The organism is Gymnodinialimonas sp. JB5-7, assembly GCF_055693405.1.
This window is the reverse complement of record NZ_JBVFUX010000012.1, coordinates 2,637,266-2,654,114: the sequence shown is the minus strand read 5'-3', so window position 1 is coordinate 2,654,114 and position 16,849 is coordinate 2,637,266. Positions and strand designations below refer to the sequence as shown.

At 62.4% G+C, this 16,849-nt stretch carries 9 protein-coding genes and 7 pseudogenes; all 16 read right to left on the bottom strand.

Annotation, left to right across the window (positions count from 1 at the left end):
* Positions 1-21: 21 nt before the first annotated feature.
* A pseudogene (murC, locus tag ACZ1HK_RS22350) lies at positions 22-1,447 on the bottom strand (UDP-N-acetylmuramate--L-alanine ligase).
* Between the two features lie 19 nt (positions 1,448-1,466).
* Positions 1,467-2,562 (bottom strand): annotated as a pseudogene (locus tag ACZ1HK_RS22345) (UDP-N-acetylglucosamine--N-acetylmuramyl-(pentapeptide) pyrophosphoryl-undecaprenol N-acetylglucosamine transferase).
* A gap of 3 nt (positions 2,563-2,565) precedes the next feature.
* The gene (ftsW, locus tag ACZ1HK_RS22340) at positions 2,566-3,732 is read right to left on the bottom strand and encodes a putative lipid II flippase FtsW (RefSeq protein WP_472630547.1); all 1,167 of its coding nucleotides are present in this window, start codon (positions 3,730-3,732) and stop codon (positions 2,566-2,568) included.
* 161 nt (positions 3,733-3,893) lie between these two features.
* Positions 3,894-4,394, bottom strand: coding sequence for a hypothetical protein (locus ACZ1HK_RS22335; RefSeq protein WP_472630546.1), 501 nt, complete (start codon positions 4,392-4,394; stop codon positions 3,894-3,896).
* A gap of 49 nt (positions 4,395-4,443) precedes the next feature.
* The gene (locus ACZ1HK_RS22330; RefSeq protein ID WP_472630545.1) at positions 4,444-4,791 is read right to left on the bottom strand and encodes a hypothetical protein; all 348 of its coding nucleotides are present in this window, start codon (positions 4,789-4,791) and stop codon (positions 4,444-4,446) included.
* A gap of 4 nt (positions 4,792-4,795) precedes the next feature.
* Positions 4,796-5,251 carry a hypothetical protein gene (locus ACZ1HK_RS22325; protein ID WP_472630544.1) on the bottom strand — a complete coding sequence of 152 codons (456 nt, stop codon included), beginning with the start codon at positions 5,249-5,251 and terminating at the stop codon, positions 4,796-4,798.
* Between the two features lie 537 nt (positions 5,252-5,788).
* Positions 5,789-7,189, bottom strand: coding sequence for a UDP-N-acetylmuramoyl-L-alanine--D-glutamate ligase (gene murD / locus ACZ1HK_RS22320; protein WP_472630543.1), 1,401 nt, complete (start codon positions 7,187-7,189; stop codon positions 5,789-5,791).
* Entirely contained in the window at positions 7,186-7,467 is a 282-nt protein-coding gene (locus tag ACZ1HK_RS22315) for a hypothetical protein (RefSeq protein WP_472630542.1), read from the bottom strand. The genes murD and ACZ1HK_RS22315 overlap by 4 nt, the downstream gene beginning before the upstream one ends.
* 52 nt (positions 7,468-7,519) lie before the next feature.
* On the bottom strand, positions 7,520-8,605 hold the full coding sequence (gene mraY / locus ACZ1HK_RS22310; RefSeq protein WP_472630541.1) for a phospho-N-acetylmuramoyl-pentapeptide-transferase: 1,086 nt from the start codon (positions 8,603-8,605) through the stop codon (positions 7,520-7,522).
* An 18-nt stretch (positions 8,606-8,623) separates the two neighbouring features.
* Positions 8,624-10,030: pseudogene (locus ACZ1HK_RS22305) on the bottom strand (UDP-N-acetylmuramoyl-tripeptide--D-alanyl-D-alanine ligase).
* Positions 10,027-11,501: pseudogene (locus ACZ1HK_RS22300) on the bottom strand (UDP-N-acetylmuramoyl-L-alanyl-D-glutamate--2,6-diaminopimelate ligase). The pseudogenes ACZ1HK_RS22305 and ACZ1HK_RS22300 overlap by 4 nt, the downstream one beginning before the upstream one ends.
* A gap of 12 nt (positions 11,502-11,513) precedes the next feature.
* Positions 11,514-13,297: pseudogene (locus ACZ1HK_RS22295) on the bottom strand (peptidoglycan D,D-transpeptidase FtsI family protein).
* A complete protein-coding gene (gene ftsL / locus ACZ1HK_RS22290; protein WP_472630540.1) occupies positions 13,294-13,653 on the bottom strand; it encodes a cell division protein FtsL in 360 nt (119 codons plus the stop codon). The pseudogene ACZ1HK_RS22295 and the gene ftsL overlap by 4 nt, the downstream one beginning before the upstream one ends.
* Positions 13,653-14,623, bottom strand: a pseudogene (gene rsmH, locus ACZ1HK_RS22285) (16S rRNA (cytosine(1402)-N(4))-methyltransferase RsmH). Before rsmH ends, ftsL begins: the two are co-directional and overlap by 1 nt.
* A gap of 9 nt (positions 14,624-14,632) precedes the next feature.
* A complete protein-coding gene (locus ACZ1HK_RS22280) occupies positions 14,633-15,151 on the bottom strand; it encodes a division/cell wall cluster transcriptional repressor MraZ (protein ID WP_472630539.1) in 519 nt (172 codons plus the stop codon).
* Positions 15,152-15,733: 582 nt separating this feature from the next.
* Positions 15,734-16,815 (bottom strand): annotated as a pseudogene (locus tag ACZ1HK_RS22275) (Mrp/NBP35 family ATP-binding protein).
* Positions 16,816-16,849 lie beyond the last annotated feature (34 nt).

Sequence of the window (16,849 nt, the reverse complement as noted above, 5' to 3'; positions counted from 1 at the left end):
CGCAAACGGACGCGTTCGCTGTCATCCGCCGACCACCTTCTTGTCCAGATCCTTCAAGCGCTCAGGCAGGCCATTGGCCCATGCGCTGATCGTACCCGCACCTAGGCAAACAACCATATCACCAGGGCGCGCCTGTTCGCGCACGAAGTCGCTCCAGATCATCCTCGTCCATTATGGCACGAGCATGGCGATGCCCGTGGCGGATCATGCCCGCCACCAGATCGTCGCGGGACGCGCCCTCAATCGGCTCCTCCCCGGCGGCATATACCTCGGCAATCGCGACCACGTCGGCTTCGCTGAAACAGCCGCAGAAATCCTCGAACAGCGAATGCAGGCGCGAGTAGCGGTGCGGCTGATGCACGGCAATCACACGTCCTTCGCTGGATTGGCGCGCGGCTTTCAGGACGGCGGCAATTTCCACCGGGTGATGGCCGTAATCGTCGATTACCGTGATCCCGCCAACCTCGCCCACCTTGGTGAACCGACGGTTCACACCTTTGAATCCCGCCAGAGCCTCGCGGATTTCATCCGCCTTCATGCCCAGATGCCGCGCAACAGCGACCGCCGCCAAAGCGTTGGAGACGTTGTGATTTCCCGGCATCGGAAGGCGGCAATTCTCGATCACCATGTCATCGCCCTGCAACGCAATATCGAAATGCGCCACGCCGCCCTGATAAGTCAGGTTCATCGCCCGCACATCTGCCTGCGCATTGAAGCCGAAGGTCACAACGCGGCGGTCGGTGATCCGGCCCACCAGCGTCTGCACATCGGGGTCATCCGTGCAGCAGACGGCCACGCCATAGAAAGGGATGTTCGACACAAAATCGAGGAAACCCTGGTGCAGGTTCTCCTCCGTGCCCCAATGCTCCATATGCTCGGGGTCGATGTTGGTGACGATGGCGATGGTCGCGGGCAAACGGTTGAACGTGCCATCGCTCTCGTCGGCCTCCACCACCATCCAGTCGCCCTGCCCCACTCGCGCGTTTGAGCCATAGGCGTGGATGATCCCGCCGTTGATCACGGTCGGGTCCACCCCGCCATGATCCAGAAGTGTGGCCACAAGCGTTGTGGTCGTCGTCTTGCCGTGCGTGCCCGCAACGGCGATGTTTGACCGCAGACGCATCAATTCCGCCAGCATCTCAGCCCGGCGCACCACCGGCAGACCCTTCAGGCGCGCTGCGTCCAATTCTGCATTGCCCGGCTTGATCGCGCTGGAGATCACGACGACTTCCGCATTTTCCAGGTTCTCGGCCTTCTGCCCGATGAAGATCTGCGCGCCCAGGTCCCGCAGCCTTTCGGTGATCTTCGACGGCTTCAGATCAGAGCCCTGCACCTGATAGCCGTGGTTCAGCAGAACCTCCGCGATCCCCGACATGCCGATCCCGCCGATGCCGACAAAATGGATCGGACCAAGTTGTGTGGGCAGTTTCGTCGCGGCGGCATTCATTCGCTTAGTCCTTTTTTGCTCAGGCGCGCTCTTCGGCCAGATCTTCCACGAGCGCAACCAGCCTTTCGGTGGCATCGGGCTTGCCGACGGACAAGGCCGCAATCGCCATCTGCGTGGCAGCCTCAGGCTGGGTCAGGATTGATTTGATGATCTCGGCCAAAGCCTCAGGCGTCAATTGGCTTTCCGGCATAAGGGCAGCGGCCCCCGCATCCACCGGACCACGCGCGTTTGCCGTTTGCTCGTCCCGCACAGCAATGGCCAATGGCACGTAAATCGCAGGCCGCCCCACAACGCAGATATCGGCCACGGAAGACGCGCCAGACCGACAAATCACAAGCTGCGCCTCCGCCAACCGGGTCGGCATATCGTGCAGGAACGTTTCAACTTCTGCCCGCAGGCCCATCTCGTCATAAGCGTGCCGCACCCGCTCCACATCTTCTTCGCGGGCCTGTTGGCTGACGCGCAAATGGTGGCGGATATCCTCTGGTAACAGGGCCACCGCCGCAGGCACCATATCCGACAGGATCCGCGCCCCTTGGGAGCCGCCGAACACCAGCAGGCTCATCGGCCAATCGCCCGGCGGCGTGTATGGGGCACCGGCGCGCTCAACAATCGCCGCGCGCACTGGATTGCCGGTGTCGCGCGCATCGGCACCCTCGGGCACCTCGGTCGGCCAGGTGCCGCAGGCCACATGGGCTACACGCTTGGCAAAGATGCGGTTCACCCGGCCCAGAACGCCGTTTTGTTCATGCAGCATCCGGGGTCGCCGCGTCAGAACCGCTGCCGCCATGGCAGGGATCGTTGGATAGCCGCCAAAGCCCACAACGACATCAGGCTTTTCCCGCCACATGCGGAAGGTCGCCCCGATCACCCCGCCGAAAATCCGAAACGGAACCGCCAGCTTGGCCAACACACCACCGCGTGTGAACGTGGCGCTGGACACCTGCCGGACCTCAACGGCATGGGAAAACCCGCTCGACATACCTTGCCCCACGCGCGTCGGTCGAAAGCGTCACGCGCCAGCCTTTCCGCAACATCACCTCGGACAAGGCTTGGGCCGGGAACATATGCCCACCCGTGCCGCCCGCCGCGATGATGAGGTGCTTCTGCGTCATGCCTTACCGGGACCTCGTAAGAAGATGATCCGCAATATCGCCCTGCGGCCGCGTCCGCGTGAACACCAACAGCATACCAACGGCGATGCCCGTCGCAATCAGGGACGAACCGCCATAGCTGACAAACGGCAAGGTCATGCCTTTCGCCGGCAAAAGCCGCACGGCCACGCCCATGTTGATGAACGCCTGCAACGCCAGCAGGCTGACCAACCCAGTGCCGGCGAGGCGCGCGAAGGGGTCACGCTCTTTCATCAGGCGGAAATAGCTGCGCATGGCAATCGTCAGGAACAGCGCGATGATCACAGCGACCAGGACGAAGCCATACTCTTCCGCCGCAACCGCGATGATGAAATCGGTATGCGCATCAGGCAGCGTCCATTTGACCGACCCCTCGCCGAGCCCGGTGCCGAACAAGCCGCCCTCGCGGATGGCATCCGTGGCAAATCCCAGCTGCGTATTCTCGCCCACTTCATCGCTCAGGAAACCGTCGATCCGGCGTTGAAAGTGCTCAGACGAGTTGTAGGCCAACACCCCGACACCGACCACCGCACCCGCAAGGATCATCAGGATCAGCATCGGCGCGCCCGCCACGAAGTAGATCACACCCCAGGCGAAGATGATCAACGCGGCCTGCCCAAAGTCAGGCTGCAACGCGAGGAAGCCCACAATCATCACGGTCACGAACAAAGACACGCTCTTGCCAGGTGGGCCGGCAACCTCCTGGCTCGCCGCCATCATCCACGCCGTGAAGACCACGAACATCGGCTTGAGGAATTCCGACGGCTGGAGGGAGGCAAAGCCAAGCGAATACCACCGCGTCGCACCCATCCCGTAATCCGTCCCGAAGACGGGCAGCAAAGCCACGGCGGCGACGGCGGCAAAAAAGCCCAAAACACCCCACCGGCGTACGGTTGTTGGCGTCATCATCGACACCAGCACCATCACGCTCAGCGCCAATCCGCCAAACAGCGCCTGACGGATCACGTAGTAGAACGGCTCATGCCCGTTGCGTTCGGCCAAAGGCGGCGAGGCCGCGAAGCCCAGAAGGATGCCGATGGCGAAAAGCCCAAAGATACAGCCGAGCGTGACCCGATCGATCGTGCTCCACCATCGCGGAATAACCGCGTCGCCCGTGTGCACGATTACCGTGCCATGCGCCATTTCTGTCATGGGTCGCCTGCCTTGCCATGCGGTGTTTGCCACCGCGTATTCTGCTCAAAGCCCGGGTTTTCCCGGATCTATCCGGTCAGTTTAGCCTGAAAATGCAGGGCTGGCTAGGGTTTGCGTGTGTCGGGCCGTCACAAGCCGACGGCCCTGGGCCGCGCCCAAGATCACTCCACCACCTGATGATACTCCGTAAACCGGCAAGCATCAGGTCTGTGCCCCATGCAGGAAGTGAAGTTTACCCTGCTCAACACATCGATCAAAACGCGCGGCGCGGTCGCATATTCAATCTGAACGTCCACGTCACCCACAAGCTGCAACGGGCCGGTTCGACCATCGGGGAACAGATAATGGGCGCACGGCATCTCTGGCCGACCCTGTCCATCACCGCGCGATATCAAAAGGCATGTGTGCATCGCGGGCCCCGCAATTATCTCAACGCGCTCAACTGTTGCGTCGTGATAGCTTGACACTGTTGCGTAATCGATCGGCGGCACGGCCCGGTGAATGGCGCCATCGGTGCGGTTGGGAGAGCGTGCCGTTTCCGGATGCTCGAAACCGGTCAGAACGCGGCTCACCTGGTCTGGCACAGAAATCACATCAGTGTCCGCAAAGGCCGAAAATGGAAGGGCAGCTACAAGGACAAACCCGAAAAGGAAGTTGAACAAAGGACGCCTCCTTTCAGCGCGGGTGGATTTTGAAAAGTAGGGCACGCGCTCAATCCAGCCGTTCAATCAGCGAGAAGCCCGGCACAACCGGATGGCTCAGCGTGTTTTGCGACCAATCATAGGTCAGCCTGTTCACGTGCAGCCTCGCCGGACCTTCCTCGTCAAAGCCTTCAATGAAGTGATCCTGCAACGACCCGTCCGGCATCCGCACGCGGGCACACGCGGACGGCGGCATCAGTGGATGCACCATGCAGGCACCGGGCTCGGCCAAAACCTCAACAATCATTGGGGTCTCGGCGATCACCGGCGGCAACCCGGCGTTGACCGTATCCAAGAAGCTTTGGGACAGTGCCGCATTTGGCGCCAGAAGGGCGGCAATCAGAACGAAGCGTATCATCCTCTCAGCCCTCAACCGCAACAAAGTGCACCGGCGAAGCATCGGTCGCTGCAACCCAACCAGGATACTCAATCCGTTCTACTGTAATCGTCCGGGCGCCTTGATGGGTATAGTTGCGGATCATCATACCCTCCTGCCGGCCGTCGGCATGAACCACGAGAGGGCAATTAATCCTGCTCCAATTTCCGGGACACTCAGCGCGCGCATCCGTCACGAAAACGTCGAACCGCGTGCGGCTGATGACTTCGGCATGGGGCAATGGGTTGAAGGGATCATTACCCCAACTGGTTCCGTCGCTTGGGTAGGTTTGAACAACGATGAATTCGGTGTTCCCGAGTCCTTGCACGACTGCACCAGTCGTATATTCGCCACAATCGGCGGAAAAACAGGCCTCAGCAGGGGTTGGCGAAACAAAGGGCAAGGTTGCGGCGACGGCGAGAAGGAAAAATATCTTTTTCATAATGGGCCTCCTTTCGGGAGGGATAAATCAATACCGGGCTGCAAAGGGGTGAAGGGGACGCGCTCGGCTTGGGGCGAATAAAGCCCGAAAGGCCCCCGCGCGATATGGGGGGAAATCCCCATAAACTGCCCGCGCATTGCGCAGACGGGCCGAATGGCAGAAAGTCAGAGCCATGATCGTCGCCAAACCCACCCTGCCCCGCGCCTTGCGCGCGAACGCGCTGGCATCGCTTGTGACAGGCATGGCTGGTGTGTTGATGTCCGCGCCTCTGGCGCAAACCATCGGGCTGTTATCTGGGACCAGCTATCAGGTGCTTGGGGGCGCACTGCTTGTGCATATGCTCATGCTGCTGTGGGCCTCTGGCCGCGCCAGCATCGTCGTATTGGACGCGTCTCAACCTGGCGGGACTTGCGGCTTATGTCCTCATCCTGATCGCCGCACTGCTTTTGGGCCCGGTCAACACCCCGGTCGGTGCGACCCTTTTGGCCGCCGACGCGCTGCTGGTGACGGCCCTCGCGGTCTGGCAAGCCCGCGCGCTTAACGCGGCAGGCCCTCAACCTGCGCAATGAAATCCGCGCCCCGCGCCTCAAAACTGTCGTATTGATCGAAACTGGCCGCCGCCGGTGCCAGCAATACCGTCTCGCCCGCTTCGGCCTCAGCCGCCGCACGCGCCACGGCCGTCGCCATATCGCCGCACACCTCGCTGGGGATATCGCCCAGACGCATCGCAAAGGCCTCGGCCTCGCGCCCGATGACATAGGCTTTCACAACGGAATTCGCAGCCTCCCACAACCCATCGAGGCCACCTTCCTTCTCAAGCCCACCGCAGATCCACCGGATCCGCTTAAACGCACCCAAAGCCTTCGCCGCCGCATCCACGTTCGTGGCCTTGCTGTCGTTCACAAAGGCCACGCCGCCGATATCGGCCACGCGCTGGGACCGGTGCGGCAACCCTTCGAACGTCTGGAATGCGTCCTCGATCACGCGCGGCGCGATCCCCAAAGCGCGCGCCACACCGTAGGCGCAGGCCGCGTTCTGGTGATTGTGTGCACCAGGCAGCCCCGGAACACCGCGCAGATCCAGCGAGGCAACCTGCCGCCCTTTGCGCACCTCGCTCAGCCAACCTTTGCGCGTCGAAAGCTCCCATCCCGGGGCATCGCCGATCTTGCCTGATCGCACGCGGATCACGCGGGGATCACTGGCGCGTTCGCTCAATTGCCCGGCAAGATAAGCGCCCTCGGCCTCGTCCACACCCACAATCGCCCGCTCCGGCCCGCCTTCCGCAAAGAGCCTGCGCTTGGCGGCGAAATAGCCGCCCATTCCGCCATGCCGGTCCAGATGATCGGGGCTGAGATTGGTAAAGACCGCGATGTCCGGTGTCAGCGCGCGCGCAAGCTCCGTCTGGTATGAGCTCAACTCAAGCACCACCACTCCGCCATCGGTCGGCGGGTCGATATCCAGGACCCCACGCCCGATATTCCCGGCCAATTGCACCTCAGTGCCCGTCGCCTCCAGAATATGCGCAATCAGGGCAGAGGTCGTCGATTTCCCGTTCGATCCCGTCACCGCCACAACCTTGGGCGGGCTTTCCATCCGGTCCCATTCCGGCGTCGCGAGAGAGCGGAAAAACAGCCCGATATCATTATCCACCGACACACCCGCCGCGTAGGCCGCAGCAATCGCGCGGTGAGGCGTGGGGTAGAGGTGCGGAATACCGGGTGACGTTATCAGAGAAGCGACATCCGCAAACGCGCCGTTGCCCATCGGGACGCGCAGCATGAACCCCTCTTCCTCGGCGCGCGCACGGCCCGCCTCACCATCGTCCCAGCACAGCGCCTGTGCCCCGCCAGCCCGCAAAGCGCGCGCTGCGGCCAAGCCAGAGCGCCCCAGCCCCAGAACCAGAACCTTGGCCCCCTCAAAACCCAATACCGGGATCATTCGCCGCTCTCCTTGACCAGTCGGTCGCCTGCCACATGCCGCCCGTTCACACGCACCTCGATCTGCGTGAACAGGATCGACAGAATATGCATCTCGATATGCAAATCATCCACCTGCGCGTCCACAAAGGGATGAGCTTCGTCCAGCGCCAGCTTGCCCATATTGCGCGCAACCTCAACGCCATCGACAAAGATCGCCGCCCCGTTGAACCAGGTGTTCAGACATTCGATCCGGCGGCCCTCAACCTCGACCCGCACCCATTTATCGAACAGCGCCATACCGCCTTCGCCCCTTGCAACGGCCACCGCATGCCAGCGCAGGCCGCGACATTCACCGCAATTTCAGCGTCGCCAAACCGATCAACGCCAAAATCAGCGAGATGATCCAGAAGCGGATCACGATCTGCGGCTCGGCCCATCCGCGCTTTTCGTAGTGGTGGTGGATTGGCGCCATCAGGAAGACGCGCTTACCGGTGGCCTTGAAATAGGCGACCTGGATGATGACCGAAACGGCTTCTGCCACGAACAATCCGCCGACAATCGCCAGAACAATCTCGTGCTTTGTGGCCACCGCAATCGCGCCCAAGGCCCCGCCCAAGGCAAGCGAGCCGGTATCGCCCATGAACACCGCCGCCGGAGGCGCGTTGTACCACAGAAAGCCAAGGCCCCCGCCGATCAGACCGGCGGTGAAGATCAACAACTCACCCGTGCCAGGCACGTAGTGCACATCAAGATATTCGGTGAAATCGACGCGGCCCACCGCATAGGCAATCACGCCAAGTGTGCCCGCCGCAATCATCACTGGCATAATCGCCAGACCATCCAGACCATCCGTCAGATTCACCGCATTGGCAGAGCCCACGATGACGATCATCGCAAAGGGAATGAACAGCCAGCCCATGTTCAAAAGCACGTCCTTGAACACCGGAAAGGCCAGATGGTTCGACAGCTCGACCGGGTGCAGTTGCGCCGCCACCAGGGCGGCCGCGCAGGCCACGGCAAAGCCCGCCGCCAACCTGATCTTGCCGGACACGCCAGCGGTCGTGTTGCGACTGACCTTCGCCCAATCGTCGGCAAAGCCGATCAGACCGAAGCAGACCGTGACGCCCAGAACCAGCCAGACATAGGGGTTGTCCATCCGCGCCCAAAGCAACGTCGACAGCGTCAATGCCGCCAAAATCAACAGCCCGCCCATCGTGGGCGTGCCCGCCTTGGTTTCCAGATGGCTGGCGGGGCCATCCTCGCGGATCGGCTGGCCATGCTGGTACTTGCGCCGCAGCATGTTGATCAGGGGCTGGCCAAAGATGAAGCCAAAGACGAGCGCCGTGAAGAACGCGCCACCGGCCCGAAAGGTGATATAGCGAAACAGGTTGAAGAAACCGCCGCCGTCCGAAAGGTCACTCAGCCAATACAACATCTAGCGGTTCCTCACCTCTCACGCCTCAACCGATTGCCCGAGTTTGCGCAGCGCGTCAACCACGAGGGACACCTTCGATCCCTTTGATCCCTTGACCAGAACCACGTCGCCGGGCCGCAGATGTCGGACAATCTGTTGGCGCATGTCCTGCGCCGTTTCCGTGTGCAGCCCGCGCTTTGCGCCGGGCAACGCATTGTGCAGATGCTCCATCAAGGGGCCGCAGGTGTGCACCTCCGCCACCGCGTCCATCGCAGGCAGGTCCGCGACCTCGGCATGCATCACCTCCGCCTCTGGCCCCAGTTCCAACATGTCACCCAGAACAGCGATCCGCCGTCCGCCGCGCGGTGGCTCGATCCCCGCCAAAACCTCCAGACCCGCGGCCAGCGAGGTTGGATTGGCGTTGAACGCATCATCAATCAGTTCGATGGCGATATCATCGGTCCGGCTCAAGGTGATCCGCTCACGCTGGCCCCGCCCTTCCACCGGCTGCCATTGCGACAGCGCCATGGTGGCCTGGGTCAGGTCAGCCCCCGCCGCCGCAACGGTCAGCATCACGCCGACCGCGTTGCTGGCATAGTGACGCCCGGCAACGGACAATTTGGCCAACCGCGCGCCTTCCGGCGTGGCCACACGCATCACCGTGCTGTCATCGGCCACGATCACATCGCTTAGCTGCAGGTCAGCGCCCGGCGTTTCGCCAAAGGTCACAACCTCCGCCGCATGGGCCTGACCCGCCGCCAACAGGATGCCGCGCGTTTCCACGTCGAGCGGAACGACGGCAATGCCGCCCGGCTCAAGCCCTTCGAAGATCGCGCCCTTCTCGGCAGCAATCGCCTCCATCGAGCCGAGATTTTCCAGATGCGCCGGTGCAATCGTCGTGATCATCGCCACGTGAGGCCGGGCCATCTTGGTCAGCGGTGCAATCTCTCCGGCATGGTTCATGCCGATCTCAATGATCGCGATAGTCGGTGTCCACGGGCATGCGCGCCAGCGTCAACGGCACGCCCCAATGGTTGTTGTAGCTGGCCACCGCTGCATGGATGTTCCCCTGCCCCTCCAGCGCCTTGCGCAGCATTTCCTTGGCCGTTGTCTTGCCGACCGAGCCGGTGATCGCGATCACCTTCGCCTCCGTCCGGGCGCGTGCCGCGACGCCAAGCCGCTCCAACGCGGGCAACACATCTTCAACCAGCAGGCACTGCGCAGGGTCCACGCCGTCTGGCACACGGCTCACCATCGCCGCCGCGGCACCGCCCTCCAACGCTTGCGCCACAAAATCGTGCCCGTCCCGTCAGGTCCGACAGCGCCACAAACAGATCGCCCGGCTGCAACGTCCGCGTGTCGATCGAAACGCCGTCCGCCACCCAATCCGAGGCGACCTTGACCACCCGTCGCTTCAGCGGCCTCAGAGGCTGTCCAAAGGCTCATACCAACCCCTCCAACGCGGCCACGGCAACCGAGGCTTGTTCAACATCATCAAAGGGATAGACCACATCGCCCACTTGCTGTCCGGTCTCGTGCCCTTTGCCCGCAATCAACAGCGCATCACCGGGCTCCAACATGTCCACGGCGCGCAAAATCGCCTCGGCCCGGTCGCCCACTTCGGTCGCCTCGGGGCAGCCCGCCAGCACTTCCATGCGGATGATCCCCGGCTCTTCACTGCGTGGGTTGTCGTCCGTGACGATGGCAATATCGGCATAATCCGCCGCCGCTTTGCCCATCAGCGGGCGTTTGCCCTTGTCCCTGTCCCCACCGGCGCCAAAGACCACGATCAATCGGCCCAGAACATGGGGGCGCAACGCCTTCAGCGCGACCTTCAGCGAGTCCGGCGTATGCGAATAATCCACGTAGATCGGCGCGCCGTGGCCCCGCCGGGCCGCCAGCTGCATCCGCCCCCGCACGCCTTCCAGCTTCGGAAGCACAGCAAAGACATCATCCGGCGCTTCGCCGCCTGCAATCACCAGCCCCGCCGCCGTCAGCACGTTCATCGCCTGAAACGCACCGATTAGGTCCAGCCGCGTCTGCCGCGCCTCGCCCTGCCAACGGAACAGCACATCCTGCCCCGTCTCATCGATCCGGCGCCCGGTAATCTTCAGCGCGGCCTCCGCATATTGCCCGACACCCAGCACTTCGATCCCACGCGCAGCACAGGCTTCGGCCACACGCGCGCCGTAGCTGTCGTCCATGTTGACAACCGCCAAGCCATCCTCGGTCAAAAGATCGTTGAAGAGCCGCAGCTTGGCCTGGAAATACGTCTCCATATCTCCGTGATAATCCAGATGGTCCTGCGTCAGGTTCGTGAATGCCGCCGCCGCCAGCCGCACGCCATCCATCCGTTTCTGATCCAGCCCGTGGGACGACGCCTCCATCGCCGCATGGGTCACGCCACCCGCCGCCATATCCGCCAGCACTTTATGCAGGGTCACAGGCTCCGGCGTCGTGTGAAGGCCGGGCGCGGCAAACGCGCCCTCAACACCGGTTGTGCCGATATTGACGGCCTCGCGCCCAAGCGCTTCCCAGATCTGGCGCGTGAAACTCGCGACCGAGGTTTTGCCATTGGTCCCCGTCACCGCAACCATACAGTCCGGTTGCCCGCCAAAAAACAGCGCCGCCGCATGGGCCAAGGCCCCCGCCGGATCCTCAACCACAACCAGCGCGGCCTCTGACGCGTCCAACTCGGTCCTTTGCAATTTCGGCCCCGTCCCGATCCGTCAGAACCGCACCTGCACCCATCCGCAACGCGTATTGAATGAACTCCGCCCCGTGCACCCGCGTGCCGGGCAATGCCGCGAAAAGATTGCCTCTTTCGACGTTCCGCGAGATCCAGAACCACACCCGTGACAGGCACGTCATCCCCGCGGGGCGTCAGGCCCAGATCGGAGAGTCGTTTTGCAGCCATGCGCCTCACCCCTCAATTCGAGGAGTTGGATAGCTGCAAACCAAGGGGATGTTCAATGTCAGGCCGCAAGCCCAGCAAGCGGCGCCGTGCGCCGAATGATCTCGGCCGCCACCGGAACAGCGGTCCAGCCTGCCGTCCGGCGCGGTTGCGGGCCAGACAGCTCCGCCGCCTCCTGCAAGGTCACGATCAGCACATATTGCGGATCATTCATCGGGAACGCGCTGGCGAACGTGTTGAGGTTGCGGTCCTCGTAATAGCCGCCATTGGGGCGCGGCAAGTCGGCTGTGCCGGTCTTGCCGCCCACATGGTAACCCTCGACCTCGCCAAAGCTGGCCGTGCCATCCGTCACAATGGCGCGCAACAGCGCGTTCATCGCCACGCTGGTCGCCTCCGAGATGATGCGCTCGCCATTCTGTGGCTCTTCGCGGCGTTCCAGCGTCGGAATGATCTCTGTCCCGCCATTCACGATAGTGGAATAGGCGGCGGCCAAATGCAGCGGGCTGGTAGAGATGCCGTGACCATAGCTGATCGTCATCGTCGCCAACTCGCCCCAACGGGGCGGTGTCAGCGGACGCCCGGACGGCGCTTCGACCAGCTCCACCTCCGTGGGCTCCAACAGGTTCAGCGAAGCCAGGAAGTTCTCCTGCCGCGAGGCCCCGATCACCCGCGCGATACGGGCCGTGCCAATGTTGGAGGAATGGATCAGAACGTCCGCCACCGACTGCTCTGGCCCGTAATTCGAGAAGTCGCGGATCGCAAAGCCAGCCATGCGGATTGGCCCGGTCGTATCGATCATGTCATAGGGGCTGAACAGGTTCAGTTCCAGCGCCTGCGCGATGGTGAACGTCTTGAAAACACTGCCCAATTCGTAAACCCCCTGCACGGCGCGGTTGAACAGCGGGCTGTCAGCCTGATCCCCTTCCAGCAGCGGGCGGGGCCGCGCGTTCGGGTCGAAATCCGGCAAGCTCGCCATCGAGATGACTTCACCGGTGTGCACATCCATCAACACCGCAGCCGCACCGCGCGCGTTCATCAACGCCATGCCACCCGCCAGCACTTCTTCGACCGTCGCCTGCACCGTAAGATCCAGCGACAGCATCAGCGGGTCAACACGGCGCGGGATCGCGCAACTCTTCGTCAAAATGCGCCTCGACGCCCGCAATCCCGATGACCTCGGCGGCATTCACCGCCTCTTCCCCGAAGCTCGCACCGCCCAAAACATGCGCCGCGATGGAGCCGTTGGGATACAGCCGCATTTCACGCGGCCCAAACAGCAATCCGGGGGAGCCGATGTCATGCACCTGTTGCTCCTGCTCGGGCGAGATGTAGCGACGCAGCCAGATGAAGCGGCTCTCGCCCGTGAACCGGCGATAGAGGTCCTCGGCATCCATCTCAGGGAAGATGGCCGCCAGACCATCGGCCGCGCGGCGCGGGTAGATGATGTCTTGCGGATGCGCATAAAGCGCGTTGGTGGCGAAATTCGTGGCCAACAGACGCCCGTGGCGGTCCGTAATGTCGGCGCGTGTGTTCAGGATCGTCGGACCCTGGCTGATGATACGTGGCTCCGAGGGCTCGGAAGTCGCCAGCGCGGCCATCTTGTAGCCCACCGCGCCAAACGCCATGACAAAGCAGGCCGCGACCAGCAAAAGGCGGCTCTCGGCCCGGACGCGCAGCTTGTCGCGCTGCGCCTCGTGACGCAGACGCAGGTTCTCTTTCTCAACGTTATCAGGGTTTTCGCCCCGTGCGCGGGCATCAAGAATGCGCGTCAGCGGACGCAGGGGAATACGCAGACTCATAGCGGCTCAATCTCCCCTTCTGGCAAGGACGACGTGCCTTGCAGGAGTTCCGGGGCAAGCTCTTCCGGCTCCGGCGGCGGGAACGGGATTTGCGCCACATCGCCAAACTGGTCCGGCGCCAGCGGCAACAGGCCAAGACGCTCAAAATTGAAAGCCGCAAGGTCCCTCAAGCGGTCCGGGCGGTTCAGATAGGCCCATTCGGCGCGCAAAACGCCCAAACGCTCATGCTCCGCCGCGATCTGGCGCTGCAACCGGTCCACCTGACGGTCCGCCATCTGGGTCTGGATCGTCTGGTGATAGGCCCAATAGCCAAGGCCAATCACAACAATCGCAGCGATAAGGGTCGTCAACCGCATCAGTTCAACCTCACATCAGGAAGGCCAAGCTGGCTTGGGTCGATACTTTGCGCAGGCGCATCCGTGCGCGTGGCGATCCGTAACTTCGCGGACCGCGCACGCGGGTTTTGCGCAATTTCCACGTCCGTCGGCGGAATGGCCTTGCGGGGCGTCAGCGTGAAGGCGGGCGTCTTCGCATCGGCCTCAGGCGCATATCGCGATCCGCCGCCACCGGTGCTGGAACGTTCAGTCATGAAGCGCTTCACGATCCGATCCTCGGACGAATGAAACGTGACAACCGCAAGCTTCCCGCCGGGCTTCAACGCGCGCTCGGCGGCCATGAGGCCTTGGGCCAGTTGGCCATATTCATCGTTGACCGCGATGCGGATCGCCTGAAAGCTGCGGGTCGCTGGATGGCTTTGACCCGGCTTCTTTCGCGGCAAACACTTCTCAACAATCTCAGTGAGTTGCAAAGTGGAGTTAATGCGTTGCTTTAATCTCTCCGCAACAATCGCTTTGGCAATCCGTCGCGCCGCACGCTCCTCTCCGTAATGAAACAGAATGTCCGCCAGCAGCGCCTCCGATGCCTCGTTCACAACATCTTCAGCCGACACACCGGCCTGCCCCATTCGCATGTCCAGCGGCCCGTCACGCATGAAGGAAAAGCCGCGCTCCGCCATGTCCAACTGCATGGAAGATACGCCAAGATCCAGTGTCACCCCGTCCAGGGGCTCACCGGCCAATTCGTCCAGATCAGAAAACGTGCCCGAGACAAGCCGAAGCCGGTCCCCGTAGGTCCCGGCCCAGTCAGCAGCCATTTCAAATGCCAAAGGATCGCGATCCACCCCAATCACCAGATCCGCCCCCTATCCAGCAATCCACGGGCGTATCCACCAGCGCCGAAGGTTCCGTCCAACCACACGCCAGAGATCGGGCCCACGTGCTCCAGGATTGCGCCAAGAAGAACGGGGATATGCGGGCTGTCGGTCATGCGTCATCGTCATTTACCGGAGTGGATTTGGGCGGATTTGCCAGGGAAACGGGGTTGAAGAACTCCTTGCCCTCGCCAAGCTTCGGCGAGCATCGCGGCCAGCTTGTCCTTCGACGCCTCGCTGTCGGCGGGCTTGAGGATGTGGAACTTGGTGCCCTTGCCCTGGAAGACGGCCTCGCCGTCCAGCGCCAGCTTCTCACGCGCCGCACCGGGCAGAACGAAGCGGCCTGCATCGTCGACCACGATCTCGTCGCAGAGGGAATAGAACAGAATTTCAAGGACTTCGCGCTCGGCCTCGCCCTCTGGCATGGCCTGAATGCGCGCATCAAGGTCGTCATAAGCGTCGCCCGACAGACACTCGACATAATCGTATGCCGGGTTGCCATAAGCGATGTAGAGGCGCGGCGCATCGCCGGGGCCGCAGGCGCTATCGGCGGCCTGCAACGCACGACGGAACTTAGCCGGGAGCGAGACCCGGCCCTTCCCGTCAACCTTGACGGTGCTTGTTCCTGTAAAGCGCGCGTCCACCTAGCTGCTGCCTCATGTCCCGGGCGCGTCAGTCGCGCCACATTCTCGCCGCAAAGCGGCCTTAATCTTCGTCCCGGAAATGGAAACGGCGGTTGAGGAAGCTGCCACTCCTCAACCGCCGCCCTCGTCCCATTTCTGGGGTGTCCGACTGCGCAAACTACCTGGGGGGATGTCTGCTCGCCTGCGCGCCGGATCTCTTTGTTCGGCGTAATGAGATGCCTGTATGAACCTGCCTATTTTTGTTTTTGGTTCAGGTCTTTGCGACCCGTTGTGTGTCTCGTTCTGCCGATGACTATGTGTCCCATGGGAATGCCTCCCAATCAACACCTTTTTTCTCCACTTTGCCCCAATCTATTGATTTTGACTCCACTGTAACACTGCATCTTGTGTGAAACGCACGGCCGCAGACGCCCCATATTGTGTCCCAGTGGAAGACAGTCCCACGATATGGGGTTCACAAGCGGTGAGGGAAGAAAGTGGAGGAATGTGGAAGTTTTTTCCCAGAAAATCCCAAGGCAGATCAGACGATCTTGGTTTGTTCTGGTTTCAGGTGATCTCGTTTCACCTCAGGATGGCCCGAGATCAGGCCATCCCACCGTCGATGAAGCGCCGCGCGAGGGAGGCATAGGCCTCCGCCATAGGGCTATCGCCCGCGGCAATCGGTACACCGGCATCGCCGGCCACGCGCGTCTCCAGATCAATTGGCAGCGTTCCAAGAAACGGCAGCCCGGCCTCAGCCGCGGCATCCATCACCCCGCCCTGCCCGAAGATATGCGCCTCATGCCCGCAATTGGGGCAATGGAAGGCACCCATATTCTCGATCAGGCCCAGGATCGGCGTCTTGAGCGTGTTGAACATGTCGAGCGCTTTCTTCGCATCCAACAGCGCCACGTCCTGCGGGGTCGACACGATGATCGCCCCGGTCACGTCCGATTTCTGGCACAGCGTCATCGCCACATCACCGGTCCCGGGCGGCAGATCGACGAGCAAAACGTCCAGCTCGCCCCATTCCACCTGCGTCAGCATCTGTTGCAACGCACCCATCAGCATCGGGCCGCGCCAGACCACGGCCTTCTCCTCGGGCAGCATGAAGCCGATCGACATCAGCGTCACGCCGTGCCCCTGAAGCGGAATGATCGTCTTCCCATCGGGCGAGGCCGGGCGCTTGTTCACCCCCATCATGCGCGGGACGGACGGCCCGTAGATGTCCGCATCCAACAGACCAACCTTGCGCCCCTGCCGGGCCAGAGCCACGGCAAGGTTTGTGGACACGGTCGATTTGCCGACGCCCCCCTTGCCCGAGCCGATGCCGATGATCCGCTGCACGCCGCTCGGCTTCATCGACCCTTCCTGCGGCTTCATATGCCCGCCCACTTTCAGATTGGGGGCGGTGTTTGCGGTGCGGCGGCCTTGGCAGGCGCCGGGGCCGTCAGGGCGACCATGGCGCTGTCCACACCGTCCATGCGTTCGACCAGCGCCTGCGCCGCGTCCCGCACCGGGCCCATAGCCTGCGCTGCCTCAGGCGTTGCGGCTTCAATGATGAAGCTCACCTTCGCGCCTTGCACCTGAACTGCACGCACCATGTCCCGGCTGACCAGATCACCGCCATCGGGCAAGGCCACTGCGCGCAAGGCATCCAGAATGGTTTCACGAGTTTGCGACATGTCAGAAAGCTCCAGGGCACAGGCATCTTTCCCC

Excerpts from the sequence above, each read along its gene's own strand:
- ACZ1HK_RS22325 (WP_472630544.1), bottom strand. The coding sequence starts at position 5,251 with ATGAAAAAGATATTTTTCCTTCTCGCCGTCGCCGCAACCTTGCCCTTT.
- ftsW (WP_472630547.1), bottom strand. The coding sequence starts at position 3,732 with ATGACAGAAATGGCGCATGGCACGGTAATCGTGCACACGGGCGACGCG.
- ftsL (WP_472630540.1), bottom strand. The coding sequence starts at position 13,653 with ATGCGGTTGACGACCCTTATCGCTGCGATTGTTGTGATTGGCCTTGGC.
- mraY (WP_472630541.1), bottom strand. The coding sequence starts at position 8,605 with ATGTTGTATTGGCTGAGTGACCTTTCGGACGGCGGCGGTTTCTTCAAC.
- murD (WP_472630543.1), bottom strand. The coding sequence starts at position 7,189 with ATGATCCCGGTATTGGGTTTTGAGGGGGCCAAGGTTCTGGTTCTGGGG.
- ACZ1HK_RS22315 (WP_472630542.1), bottom strand. The coding sequence starts at position 7,467 with ATGGCGCTGTTCGATAAATGGGTGCGGGTCGAGGTTGAGGGCCGCCGG.
- ACZ1HK_RS22330 (WP_472630545.1), bottom strand. The coding sequence starts at position 4,791 with ATGATACGCTTCGTTCTGATTGCCGCCCTTCTGGCGCCAAATGCGGCA.